Here is a 13,979-nt window from a genome sequence, read left to right on the forward strand (position 1 = left end):
GACAACTGATTATGTAAGCAATAAGATTTGTTAAACTAAAAATTATCATTTTCAATATCCTTCACGTAAAAAACATTTACTATTTTTATTAAATAAATCAATATCACTACCTAATAATTATACAAATGAAAAGACATATTTTTTTAATCCTCCTTAATTTTTGTTTTTTAAATTTTAATTGCACCTCTCATCAAAAACAAGAAAAAAACAACAATAATTTGGAACAGATTCAAAAACAAAATATAGAAAAAATCGAACTCACAGAACAAACAAGAGGTACCAATAGAAGTTTTACATTAAATTCAAAAGCTTTAATCACAACTTTAAATGGAAACATTATTAATTCGAAAATAGTTTTATCAGAATGGGAAAATATAGAAAAACAGGTTAATCTTGTTGATCTCTCCAAAATTTCATCATTTGCAGCTCCAACCACAGGACATTATTCGGATCAAGCATTAGCATCCACGATAATTATTACTTCAAATGGAAATACTTATCAATCCGCTAGTTTTGATGCTGGTAATCCTCCAAAAGAGTTAGTATCTCTCTATAAAATATTACAACAAATTATTCAAAACAAAAAGACAACTCACTAGTTGAGTTGTCTTTCATTATTTTTAAATACTGTCTCTTAAAATTTATACGCGATATTCCAGGCGAATCCCATCGTAAATTTAGCAGAACTTTTTCCGAAACCGGGAACAATCATAGGCTGAATATCATCCTGCTTTGTCGTATATAATAAATACTTAGGTTGTAGATTTACATCTATATAAAAATTGGATTCAAACAACTGAACTCTTCCTCCTAAAGTGGCTTCAATCCAGTAAGAAGATTGTGTAGAAGAAGGAAATGCTACTGAAGAACTACTTCCGCCATATCCACGAATCGGAATGGCCATATATTCCTGTTTATAAAATGCTCCGGCTAATTTTCCTCCTCCATAAAAACCATTGAATTCATTTTCCGGATCTTTTGCCAACATATAAAAGCTTCCCAATCTAAGAAATGCCCCATTTACTTTAGCATCGTAGCCATTCTTTTGATATACATTTGATTCAAAACCCGCATCGATCACTCCATGAACATTATCTTTAATTTTTGAAGATATGAAACCTTGATACAGTTTTCTATCCGAAAAAAAAGAAGTTCCTGTATTAAGCAGATCAAAACCCACCATAAAATTGGGTTGATAATGCCATTTCTCCTTTTCCTTCTGATCCGTCTTCTTTTCCTGAGCAAAGACCACAGAGTATAAAAGACTAAAAATTAAGGTATAAGTTAGTTTTCTCTTCATTTTCAATAAAATTTTGCCCAGGTTCTACACTTACAACTGTAGTTGGTAATAATAATTGTGATTGCAGGTTTTCGTAGTTTCTTTTCATTCCGCAACCCGGAGAAACATAAATCGATTTGGTTGTATAATTTACCCGAACTTTTGATGAATCTGCAGTTGTTGTGGTTTTTATAAACAAATCCGTGTAAGGAGAATCATCTACACGTAACGGAACAAAAACAGAGTCAACATTTCTTTGCCATCCAAAATCCACAATATTTGAACCATAGTTGACAAAAACTTTTATGGAGTCTAATCTTGTTTCCTTTCCTGCTTTTTTAAACATGATTTTCATTCTCGGAGTCCCTTCCCCGCTCTCGCAGATATCATCGTCTCCTCCACAGGAAGTAAGCATCCCGAGACTACATAATAATATAATGATCGTAAGATATTTCATACTTTTATTTTGGATCTAACGCTTTTTCAATTCTGAAAACAAGATCTTCATAGTGATATTTATTTACCATATTAGAATCTGTTCTTGCAGCCAGTTCTTTTTTAATCATAATTAAATTTCCTCTTGCAATGGCAGAAACATCTGATCTGTCAGAGCTTTTTGTATCGATAAGCTTTATTAGGTTATCAACATAATTTCTCTGAAGATTTCTTCCGTATACATCTGGATTTTCTTTTTTGATAATTGAAGAATTAAGATCTGAGAACAATTCAACCATTGTATATGTATTCTGATCTACGACTTCCATTTGATACATATTCTGTAGAACCATCGGACTCAAGATTCTTCCAAGAACTCCATTCTGAATATCTTCAACGGTTTTTACAGGTGTTTTTCCTGTTTTTTCAAAAATTTCTTTTTTAAGCAGCCATTGTGGTGTTGTGAAAATATTTTCCTCCAAAAACTTCATAGCCTCCTTCTGATCTTTTTTGGCAACAGCTTCATATACTACTCCTGCTTGTTCTGCTGTTTTAGGAGTTTCCATCTGACCTCCGATGTATTTTGAAACATGACCTGCATATCTTCTGAACTGTGTCGTTACTTGATCATACATCATTCCAAGATTATCATAATCTTCATTAGGAGTCTGAGTCCATTTTTCAAGATTATCCATAATTCTCTTCAGGTTTTTAATTCCATAGGTACTTGCAACCATGGCATTATCTCCCACTTGCTCACTTTGAGATCTTGGATCAAAAGGATTAGATTCTGTACCAAACCAAAGTCTTTCGTTCTTAAGATTCTTGATCACCCATTTATTCAGGTGCTCTTTTTCTAAATCCGGAGTATTGTATTGATAAAATCTTCTGTACCCCCATTCGATCGCCCAATCATCATAATCTCCAATTCTCGGCATAATTCCGGCATCATCAATATTATCTTCAGGTTGTGCAACATAATTAAATCTTGCATAATCCATAATTGACGGAGTATGACCATTTTTCTCAAGCCATTTTTTATCTCGTAATTTTTCAACAGGTACTGTTGAACTTGAACCAAAATTATGTCTTAATCCTAATGTATGACCTACCTCATGAGAAGACACAAAACGAATAAGTTCACCCATTAATTTATCATCAAATTCAATTTTTCTTGCTCTTGCGTCATTCGGTGAAGCCTGAATAAAATACCAGTTTCTCAAAAGCATCATTACATTATGATACCAATTGACATGGCTTTCCAAAATCTCCCCTGTTCTAGGGTCTGAAATTGAAGGTCCTGAAGCGTTCGGAACATCGGAAGGCTTATAAACGATTGCCGAAAATCTTGCATCTTCTAAACTCCATTCAGGATCAGTTTTTGCATCCGGAACTTTTGCATAAATCGCATTTTTAAAGCCTGCTTTTTCAAAAGCTTTTTGCCAATCATTCACTCCTTGAATCAGATAAGGAATCCATTTTTTCGGAGTTGCAGGATCAATATAGAACACAATTGGCTTTGCAGGTTCTACAAGCTCTCCTCTTTTATATTTTTCTAAATCCTGAGGTTTTGGCTCCAATCTCCATCTTTTAACCAAGGAAATTCTTTTTACACCTTGAGGATCAAGATCAAAATCCGTATAACCTACTGTGAAATACCCTACTCTTGGATCAAAATATCTTGCCTGCATTTTGTTTTCCGGCAAAAGAACGAACGAGGAGTTGATTTCTACCGTATAATTTCCACTTATTTTAGGCAGGTTTGCAGCAGGAATTCCTGGTGTAGTTCTTCCCAGAGTACGTGCAAACGTTTTAGTCGTATTGATTTCAATGTTATTTGGATACGATTTTACAAAATTCACAAAAGACATATCTTTCTGGAAAGCTCCAACTTTGAAATCTTCTTTGTAATTCGTAGAAAAAGAAACCATCTCGTTATCAGAACTTAAAAGATCGGTAACGTCAATTACGGAAGTTTTCTTATTATTCCCGTACGTTTTTACATCAAAAGATTTAATGATCGATTGTACGTTATTTCTTGTAACAGAATTGTACATATCCGAAGTAGAATCTTTTGCGTAATCCACAAAAGAAATAGCTCTTAAAAGAATTTTATCTTTCGGCCCCTTTTCAAAGGCAACAACCTGCTGTCCGATTTGGTCTCCTGCATAACCCGTACTTCCGGAACGCATTCCGGCAGCTGCTTTTGTAAGCCTCGTCACTAATAGAAATTCCTTTTTCAGTACATTATCAGGAATTTCAAAATAATATTTATCATCTATTTTATGAACTGTGAAAACTCCCTGATCAGAAACTGCTTTATCTGTAATGATTTCTTTGTAAGACTTCATTGAAGGCTTTTTCTTATCATCTTTTTTTACTTTAGCAGTGTCGGTTTTTACTGCGGTAGAATCTTTTTCCTGACCTTTTAATTCGTACTGACCTGATATCAAAGCAAACAGGATGAATGCAGCACCAAGATTTTTCACTTTTTTCATTTAAATTTTCCGATTAATATTTTATGATTTTTCTTTCTCTAATGGTATCAAAATTAGCTTCTTCACTCTCAAAGAAATAATTTTGATACCATTAAAAAAGTCTCTCAAATGTAAGTAATTATTTTTTGATAAGTAATGCGATATTTTCTACGTGATGTGTCTGTGGGAACATATCTACCGGAAGAATCTTAATTACATCGTAATGCTCTTTCATTAAAGCAAGATCTCTTGCCTGAGTGGCAGAATTACAGCTTACATACACCACTTTTTCAGGAGAAAGTTTTAAGATCTGCTCTACTACTTTTTGATGCATTCCGTCTCTTGGCGGATCGGTAATCAACACATCTGCTTTTGGATGATTAGCAAGGAATTCATCATTGAAAATATCCTTCATATCTCCACAATAGAATGTTGTATTGGTAAGACCATTTAATTCTGCATGCTCGATTGCGGCATCAATTGCTTCCTGAACAGATTCAATTCCAATTACCTGTTTTGCATTTCTTGCCACATATTGAGCGATCGTTCCTGTTCCGGTATATAAATCATAAACAACTTCATCACCCTTTAAATCGGCAAATTCGAGGGTCTTTCTGTACAATTCTAAAGCTTGCTTGTAATTGGTCTGAAAGAATGATTTTGGACCGATTTTAAACTTCAATCCATCCATTTCTTCCATTAAATATCCTTCTCCGAAATAAATATTGATATCTAAATCGTAGATAGAATCATTTGGCTTTGGGTTGATGGCATATACCAACGTTTTAATCTGCGGGAATTTCTCCAGTAGGAATTCGAAAAGCTTTTCTCTGTTTTCTTTTTCTTCTCTATAAAGCTGGAAAAGAACCATCCATTCTCCATGAGAATTCTGTCTCATCATTAAGGTTCTTAAGAATCCTTCATGATTTCTGACATCGAAAAAGTCTAATCCGTTATCTACTGCGTATTTCTTTACCGCAAGTCTGATTTGATTGGAAGGATCTTCCTGAAGGAAACATTCTTTAAGATCTAAAATCTTGCTCCACATTCCAGGAATATGGAATCCAAGTGCATCTCTGCTTCCAAAATTCTCTTCAGAACTGATCTCATACTGAGTCAGCCAACGTGAATTAGAAAAAGAGAACTCCATTTTATTTCTGTAAAAATATTGTTCTTCAGAGCCCAGAATCGGAACGGTTTCAAAATTCTCAATTCCACCAATTCTTTTAATGTTATTATATACTTCTTCCTGTTTGAAATCGAGTTGCTTTTCATAGCTCATATTCTGCCATTTGCAGCCTCCACAAGTTCCGAAATGAATACATTTTGGCTCAACTCGGTAAGGTGATTTCTCCAAAACTTCTATCGCTTCCCCTTCATAATATTTCGACTTCGCTTTCTTTACTCTTACATTCACTACGTCTCCGGGAATTGCTCCGGAAACCATTACTGTTTTTCCTTCATCAGTTCTACCGATAGCCACACCTTTTGCTCCTGCATTTAAGAGTTTTATATTTTCAAGAGTTATATTTTTCTTATTCTTCCTGCTCATGCTAAAATTTTCTATTTTTTCTAATCGAAACCTTTCCGTTTCATCTTGCAAAAATACAATAAAAAAAACCTTATCCGAAGACAAGGTTTTGATATGTTATTAAATGTTTACTATTTTGTCGGAGCTGGTTGAGGAGCCGGTTGCTGTGTTGCAGCCTGTTGAGCCGCTACTACTGCAGGATCCATCCCCATACCTTGTTGTAACTGTACATTAGGATCTACCTTAGGAGCAGACAAACCTGTCAGCTTATCTAAGATTGTTATTAATTCCTGTTCACCAAGATTTACATAAGATCTGCTTGCAATTTTCCCATCTTTATCTACGATTACAAAATTTGGAAGTTTGAAACCATAAACACCGTATTTCTTTGCAATATCAGAATCTAATCCTCCTTCTGCATATACATTAGTACCAGAAACACCTTTTAATAATGCATTGCTTGTTTTAATAAACTGATCTTTCGTATCATCTACGTTTACAAAAACAAAATTCATTTTTGACTTATAAAAATTAACTACTTCTTTTAAAACAGGTACAGTAGATTCTCCGATGTAAGGATTCCAAGATGCATAGAAGAACAACATATAAGGTTTTCCTTTATTTTCAGCTAATTTATAAGATTTACCATCTTGTTTTACAAGTGATGCATCTGGTGCAACTTCACCTATTTTCAATCCAGATACTGCAATTTGAATTTTAGCCAAATCAGCTTTAATCGTAGCATCTTTAATATCTGTATCGATAATTTTCTTAATTTTTTCTGACGTTTTTGCAGGAGTACCTGGATGAATATCAGACTGAGCCATTACAAAAGCTAATAAATAATCTTTAGCTATTTGTGATAGGTTCTTGTCATTTTTTAAATACTGTGAGAAAAGTTCTGATGTTGTAATATCAGTTTTACCTTTACTGTTAGCCTCCGCATATTTTTGAAAATCAGGGCTTATTTTAGTCAATAAATACTGTCTGTAAAAAGGATTTTCTTTTACCATTACATCTTTGTTCTCCTGAAGTTTATTTTCATAATCTGTAAAAACTTTTGAAGGCTTATAAGATGGATTTCCAGACATCTGCTTCTGTCTCATTTCGTATTGCATAAGAATAGAAAGGATCGTTGCAGAAAGGTCATTATTTTTCCAAGTTACAATTTCATTATCCGGATTGAATTTTTTAACATTTTGCTCAATATTATCGCTAATGCTTTTTTCAATTTTCTGAACTCCGGCTACGAAAGCTTTATCATCTTTCATCATTAGTTCTGCCATAGTAGCATTCACTTTCTGTCCGTATTCTCCAAGATATTTTTGGGTTGCCATAAAGAAATCATTGTTCTTTTTAGCATCACCTGTAATTACATATTCCGCAGGAAATGTTGCTCCGTTTCCAGAGATTTCAAGGGTTTGTCCTCCTTTTAGATATACTAAATTTTGTTTACCAGCATAATTAATCAAATACATCCCATTTTTAGGAGCTTCGAAGCTTCCGGAAAATGATCCGTCATTTTTTACACCAATATTCGCCAAAGGTAATGTAGCCACTCCTGAAGCCTCGATAAATTCGATTCTCTCTAATGGAGAAGCTCCCGCGATTTTTCCTTTTACTTCAACTTTTTTAGAGCAAGACATCACAAAAATTGCGATGATAAACAATAAAAGATATTTTTTCATTTTTGATTTTAATAATTTGACAAAAATAAGTTTTTCCCACCAACTGAATACAATTATTTACTGCATTTTATGAAAGATTTAACTAATATCTCAGTTATTCTGAGAAACAACCTTATACCATTTATTCGATGGAAAGAAAAATTACCGGGCAATGGTAAGTCGCCTGTCTAAACCATTGAAGTTCTTCATTAGCATTGTAACATTTATTGTCGCCTATTTTATGAGCTTTCTTCATTTTAATGACAAAATTCCCTAATGAAATAAATCCAACATAGATATTTTTAAAGTTTTCGTCAATTATTAAATTTCTATGGCTAACATCTATTTCTAAATACTTCCCATTACCTGTAAAATTCACTTCGGTCTTCGGAAGTAGATATTGCGGATTTTTACAATCTGCAGATTCGCAGGTATACATGAAAGCTATGATTTTCGTGTTACTTTTATCAATCTTTTCTCCAGATATAGGATGCCTCCCACTACTAAAATAATATCTGATTTTTTTTATTTTTTTATCAAGATATGATTCGCTTTTCGGAATTTCAATCATTCTTGTTACATCTGGCAGTATGTATAGTCTTGAAGAACCACCTTTATCTTCTATACCGATCAATAGCTCTTTTTTTTCATTATTAATGACAACCGTCTCAATAATTTTACCTGAAGAAAAGTTCAAAACAGAGTCTTTAATTTTCAATTCTTCTTTATAGAGATGATAATCTATTTTCTTGTCTAAATCAACGATTACAAATGTTTCGGCATTATGTATATTTTCCAAAGGAATATCCACAACACCGTTTTCGGAGATAAATAATTGAGAGGTTTTACCATAGACTTCGATCTGATAATTTTTGACTAATTCTGAATCTTTCTTTAACTGAAAACCTTGTGCAGAATACACTATAGAACAACTTATAAAAATGAATAAAAAAAGTTTTTGAGGGAACGTTTTGTTGATCTGTGAAATACTTACATTCATGTCTTAAAGGTATTGAATAAAAAAATCGTCATCCAGTAAAGGTGACGATTTTTCTTTATGTATGATAAAATTTTATCCTCTGTCAGCAAGAGCTGCCATATATTCTCTGTTCATTCTAGCGATGTTTTCAAGAGAAATTCCTTTCGGACATTCTACTTCACAAGCACCCGTATTTGAACAGTTTCCGAATCCTTCTTCGTCCATAGCTTTCACCATGTTCAGAACTCTTCTCTTCGCTTCTACTCTACCTTGAGGTAAAAGAGCATACTGAGAAACTTTAGCTCCTACGAATAGCATTGCAGAACCGTTTTTACATGTAGCCACACAAGCTCCACATCCGATACAAGCCGCAGCATCCATTGCTTTGTCTGCATCTTCTTTAGGAACCGGAATTGCATTAGCATCCAAAGTATTTCCTGAAGTGTTCACCGAAATGAAACCACCTGCAGCCATTACTCTGTCGAATGCACTTCTGTCTACCATTAAGTCTTTAATCACCGGGAAAGCAGCACTTCTCCAAGGTTCAATAACGATAGTTTCACCGTCTTTGAACATTCTCATGTGAAGCTGACAAGTCGTGATACCTGTATCCGGACCGTGAGCTCTACCATTAATGTAAAGAGAACACATACCGCAGATTCCTTCACGACAGTCGTGGTCGAAAGCGATAGGCTCTTTTCCTTCGTTGATGATATTTTCGTTCAGAATGTCCAACATTTCTAAGAAAGAAGAATCTGTAGAAACATCTGATATTTTGTAGGTCTCAAACTGACCTTTAGTTTTGCTATTTTTTTGTCTCCAAATTTTTAGGGTAAGATGAAGGCCTTTTTTTGCACTCATAATTATTTATTTATAGGTTGGAGATTATTTATAACTTCTTGTTTTAACTTCGATGTTGTCGTAGATCAAGTCTTCTTTGTGCAGAACTTCCGTTGTAATATCATCTGTTTGATATTCCCAAGCTCCTACATATTTGAAGTTAACGTCATCTCTTTCAGCCTCACCTTCAGGAGTAGAATGATCTTCTCTGAAATGTCCACCACAAGATTCGTTTCTATGTAATGCATCGATTGCCATTAATTGTCCTAGTTCGATAAAATCTGCAACTCTGAAAGCTTTTTCAAGTTCAGTGTTCATTCCATCGGCATCACCAGGAACTTTCACATCACTCCAGAATTCTTTTTTCACCTGTGCAATTTCAGCAATAGCTTCTTTCAAACCTTCAGGAGTTCTTCCCATTCCCACCTTATTCCACATGATGTGTCCTAATTTTTTATGGAAATAATCTACAGAGTGAGTCCCTTTATTATTTAAGAAGAAGTTTACTTTATCTTTAATTTCTTTTTCAGCCTGATCAAACTCACCAGAGTTCGTAGGAATAGCACCTGTTCTGATGTCTGCAGAAAGATAATCTGCAATCGTATAAGGAAGTACGAAATATCCGTCTGCCAAACCTTGCATTAAAGCAGAAGCTCCCAATCTGTTTGCTCCGTGATCTGAGAAGTTAGCCTCACCAATTACGAAACATCCTGGGATTGTAGACTGAAGGTTATAATCAACCCATACTCCCCCCATTGTGTAGTGAACCGCAGGATAAATCTTCATCGGTGTTTTGTAAGGATCATCAGCAGTAATTTTTTCGTACATTACGAATAAGTTACCATATTTCTCCTCAACCCAACTCTTACCTAAATCATACAATTGCTGATCAGTTGGATTATGAATATGTTTTTCGATAGCGGCTTCTTTACCTTTTTTCATGATCTCTGTAGAGAAATCCAGGTAAACACCTTCTTGGGTATCATTATTTTCGATTCCGAAACCAGCGTCGCATCTTTCCTTAGCTGCTCTTGAAGCAACGTCTCTAGGTACAAGGTTACCAAACGCAGGATATCTTCTTTCTAAATAATAATCTCTATCTTCTTCTTTAATATTTTCAGGTCTTAATTTACCTTCTCTGATCGCTACTGAATCTTCATGTTTTTTAGGAACCCAGATTCTTCCTGAGTTTCTTAATGATTCAGACATCAAAGTCAGTTTAGACTGCTGTGTTCCGTGAACAGGAATACAAGTCGGGTGAATCTGTACGTAGCAAGGGTTTGCAAAATACGCACCTTTCTTGTGAATCTTCCATGCTGCAGAAACGTTGGATCCCATTGCATTGGTAGAAAGGAAATATACGTTTCCGTATCCTCCTGAAGCAATTACAACTGCATGAGCAGAATGTCTTTCGATCTCACCAGTTACAAGATTTCTTGCGATGATCCCTCTTGCTTTTCCATCAACGATTACAAGATCAAGCATCTCGTGACGGTTGTACATTTTAATTCTACCTTTACCGATCTGACGGCTCATTGAAGAATATGCACCTAATAATAACTGTTGTCCAGTCTGTCCTTTTGCATAGAAAGTTCTTTTTACCTGAACCCCACCAAATGAACGGTTATCTAACTGACCGCCGTAATCTCTCCCGAAAGGAACTCCCTGAGAAACACACTGGTCGATAATATTTGCTGAAACTTCCGCTAATCTGTAAACGTTTGCCTCTCTTGCTCTATAGTCACCACCTTTGATGGTATCATAGAATAATCTATAAGTAGAGTCACCGTCTCCCTGATAATTTTTAGCAGCGTTGATCCCTCCCTGAGCAGCAATAGAGTGCGCTCTTCTTGGAGAATCCTGATAGCAGAATGCTTTTACATTATATCCCTGCTCAGCCAAAGTAGCTGCAGCAGAACCTCCTGCCAAACCTGTACCTACAACAATAATATCAATCTTATCTCTGTTGTTTGGTGCAACAAGGTTCATATGGTCTTTATGATTTTTCCACTTATCCTTTAGAGGACCCGCCGGAATTTTTGAATCTAATTTACTCATATTGGTATATTGATATTATTGAGTTACAAAGTGAAAAATTGCGATAAAAATGAAACCTGCAGGAATAAGGATAGAATACCATTTTCCAAAAGCTTTAATTACCGGAGTGTACTTCGGGTGTCTCGCTCCCACAGATTGGAATGAAGACTGGAAACCGTGAGCTAAGTGTAATCCTAACAAAACGAAAGCAATCACATAAATCGCTACTCTCCATAAATCTGCAAACTTCTCATGAAGTTCCGGCCAGAAACGTTCAGCATCAGGAGCAATTCCTTCTACATACTTGTAATTTATTTCATGTAACCAGAAATCATACAAGTGAAGCGCCAAGAAAGCTAAAACAACAGCTCCAGAAATAATCATATTTCTAGACATCCATGAAGAATTCACAGAAGCATTGTTTGCAGCATACTTTATAGGACGCGCTTTGTTGTTCTTCATTTCCAATACAAATCCCATAATGAAATGGAATATTACTGCAAAACCAAGAACAGGCTGCATTAAGAACTGCACAAAAGGATTATAGCCCATAAAATCTGACGCTGTATTGAACGCATCACGATTCAGGACTGATAACAAATTGGTCGTCAAATGCAGTATAAGAAAAACCAGCAAAAATAGAGCTGATAATGCCATAGCATATTTTCTACCTATCGTAGAACTCGTTAAACCTGCCATATAAGTTTAAATTTGAATTTCCACAAAATTAAGAAATGTTAACAATATCAAAAAGTGAGAAATCTCACTATTCGTCAGTTTGTAATCTTTCTAAATAAGAATTCGAAATGTTATTAAATAAAGGAAAAAATAAATTTTTAATATCTATTTTATCATATAAATTCTGTTGTCATACACCATCTTCTGAACTGTGCTTGGAAGCGTTTTTATCGTTACAAAATGAAGTCTTCTTGAGGAACAATACGGATTAACAATAAACCGTATAATTTTCTGTTTATCTGACTTTTCATCAATCCAAAAAGAAACCCGATCTCCTTTTTTCACTGAAAGCACTTTATGTTTATAAAAATTATGAATCAATACCTCTTCTTTATTATCCTGATAAAGGTTAAAACCGGTTCTGATAATTAAAAATACGAGCATGCACATGATCAACCTCGCAGCATTTTGAGTATTAAATTTCAAAATCATAAACCTCAGCAAATAAATCCCCGCAAACAAACAGATAACCTCAACCAGATTCATTGCTATATTCTCCGAGAAAAGAATATCCACACTCGCAAACCAATGGATTATCTGATGCAGAATATGCACTGTAAAATCATAAATAATGTTAATAAAAGAAACATCCAAATTGATCACAATCAAAACCGTCATTAAAAATGAAAACACAATAATCGTTTCTGAAAAAGGCACAATAAAAAAATTGGCAACAATCGAAATCAATGAAAATTGATGAAAATAAAATAACACTAGCGGCAATGTTACCAGTTGTGCAGAAATTGAAATCGAAACCGTATTAAAAATCAGTTTCTTAAAATAAGTATCTGCATTGGGTAAATAATGTAAAATCGGCTGGTTCAGCCAAAAAATTCCCAAAACAGCAATAAAACTCAACTGAAAGCCTATATCAAACAGCTGCTCAGAATCAAAAATTAAAATAATAAAAGCAGATAGTGCTAACGAATGCAGTAAATCAGGTTTCCGCTGAAGCAAAACATACACGAAGTAAACTGTTAGCATAATACATGATCTGACTACCGAATTTCCCAATCCAATAAATACAGCGAACATCCAAATAAATAATAAACTGGCAATGATGGCATATTTCCTGAATTGAACAGGTAAAATCTTCACCAGCAACATATAAAACAATCCAAAAATAACTGCTATATGTGTTCCTGAGATTGCTAAAAAATGGACTAATCCGGATTTATTGAAATCCTGTAAAGTTTCTGCATCTATTTCTGTCCGATCTGCTAAAATTACTCCTTTTAAAAATTCTTTGGACTTTGAAGACATTTCAGTTTTATCAATATTTTGAAGAACTTCCAGTCTTTTCTGTAAAATTTTTTCACCTACATTTAAATCATCTCTTATGGCAAAAGAAATATCACCATTAATATAACATTGGTATTCAATCTTTTTTCTTTTTAAATATTCAGAATAATCAAACTGAAAATCATTTTGTGGAGATTCGGGTTTCGAAATGTATGCTTTAGCTTTATAATAATGATTAAAATCCAATTCCATTTTATCTCTTGGAACATACAAAATCACCTTACAATTATCTATTCCAATCTGAGCTATCCCTTCATATTTTTTATTTTTTTCGTTGGAATTTAATTTTTTAGAAATCTTAAAAACCAGATATTCATTCGAAGAAATTTTCAAATCTTTGTTTTCAAAGGAGTTAAAAGAATGTAGTACAACACCAATTCCAAAGAACATCAATCCCAATAAATAGGGTTTTAATTGATATAAAAGAAAGGTTTTGAAATAGGTTAACATTGAAATTACAACACCAATTCCAATCATTAGATATACAATATTTTTATCCAAAGAAAATTGATCCTGAAAAAAAATCCCAAGGATAAAACAAATGGTAAGAATGAAAAGAGGCTGTTTATTCAAAATTTGTGCTTTTCAAAGGTATTTATTCAAATAAAAAACTAAAAATCAACATTTTAAAAACAAGATTAAATTCATTTTATAAAAGAAAATTACAGAAAAGTTTCTATAATCTATAACATTA

Annotated in this window: 11 protein-coding genes; 1 reads left to right on the forward strand and 10 read right to left on the reverse strand. The window is 34.0% G+C overall.

The features are described 5' to 3' along the window. Window positions 1-125 precede the first annotated feature (125 nt). A complete protein-coding gene (locus LV842_RS15315) occupies window positions 126-599 on the forward strand; it encodes a hypothetical protein (protein ID WP_233112305.1) in 474 nt (157 codons plus the stop codon). A gap of 35 nt (window positions 600-634) precedes the next feature. Here LV842_RS15315 and LV842_RS15320 read toward each other — a convergent pair whose 3' ends face one another. From LV842_RS15320 to LV842_RS15365, 10 genes are all read right to left on the reverse strand, one after another. After that, window positions 635-1,300 carry a DUF6048 family protein gene (locus LV842_RS15320; RefSeq protein ID WP_233112306.1) on the reverse strand — a complete coding sequence of 222 codons (666 nt, stop codon included), beginning with the start codon at window positions 1,298-1,300 and terminating at the stop codon, window positions 635-637. Next, window positions 1,266-1,736: a DUF6452 family protein gene (locus LV842_RS15325; protein ID WP_233112307.1), complete on the reverse strand. Its 471-nt coding sequence runs from the start codon at window positions 1,734-1,736 to the stop codon at window positions 1,266-1,268. The genes LV842_RS15320 and LV842_RS15325 overlap by 35 nt, the downstream gene beginning before the upstream one ends. A 4-nt stretch (window positions 1,737-1,740) precedes the next feature. Next, window positions 1,741-4,212 (reverse strand): zinc-dependent metalloprotease, encoded by a 2,472-nt coding sequence (locus LV842_RS15330; RefSeq protein WP_233112308.1) that lies wholly within the window; start codon window positions 4,210-4,212, stop codon window positions 1,741-1,743. 118 nt (window positions 4,213-4,330) lie between these two features. After that, the gene (gene rlmD, locus LV842_RS15335) at window positions 4,331-5,743 is read right to left on the reverse strand and encodes a 23S rRNA (uracil(1939)-C(5))-methyltransferase RlmD (RefSeq protein WP_233112309.1); all 1,413 of its coding nucleotides are present in this window, start codon (window positions 5,741-5,743) and stop codon (window positions 4,331-4,333) included. 110 nt (window positions 5,744-5,853) lie between these two features. Beyond that, on the reverse strand, window positions 5,854-7,410 hold the full coding sequence (locus tag LV842_RS15340; protein ID WP_233112310.1) for a TlpA family protein disulfide reductase: 1,557 nt from the start codon (window positions 7,408-7,410) through the stop codon (window positions 5,854-5,856). A 121-nt stretch (window positions 7,411-7,531) separates the two neighbouring features. Beyond that, entirely contained in the window at window positions 7,532-8,389 is an 858-nt protein-coding gene (locus tag LV842_RS15345; RefSeq protein ID WP_233112311.1) for a hypothetical protein, read from the reverse strand. Window positions 8,390-8,461: 72 nt separating this feature from the next. Further along, complete coding sequence (locus tag LV842_RS15350; RefSeq protein ID WP_039365171.1) at window positions 8,462-9,229, reverse strand: succinate dehydrogenase/fumarate reductase iron-sulfur subunit; 768 nt, start codon at window positions 9,227-9,229, stop codon at window positions 8,462-8,464. A 24-nt stretch (window positions 9,230-9,253) separates the two neighbouring features. Beyond that, window positions 9,254-11,266, reverse strand: a complete 2,013-nt coding sequence (locus tag LV842_RS15355) for a fumarate reductase/succinate dehydrogenase flavoprotein subunit (RefSeq protein WP_233112312.1) — start codon at window positions 11,264-11,266, stop codon at window positions 9,254-9,256. Between the two features lie 15 nt (window positions 11,267-11,281). Further along, window positions 11,282-11,944 (reverse strand): succinate dehydrogenase cytochrome b subunit, encoded by a 663-nt coding sequence (locus tag LV842_RS15360; protein WP_233112313.1) that lies wholly within the window; start codon window positions 11,942-11,944, stop codon window positions 11,282-11,284. Window positions 11,945-12,088: 144 nt separating this feature from the next. Beyond that, window positions 12,089-13,762, reverse strand: a complete 1,674-nt coding sequence (locus LV842_RS15365; protein ID WP_233112314.1) for a ComEC/Rec2 family competence protein — start codon at window positions 13,760-13,762, stop codon at window positions 12,089-12,091. Between the last annotated feature and the right edge of the window lie 217 nt (window positions 13,763-13,979).

Origin of the sequence: Chryseobacterium gwangjuense (genome assembly GCF_021311115.1) — a bacterium.
GTDB lineage: Bacteria > Bacteroidota > Bacteroidia > Flavobacteriales > Weeksellaceae > Chryseobacterium > Chryseobacterium gwangjuense.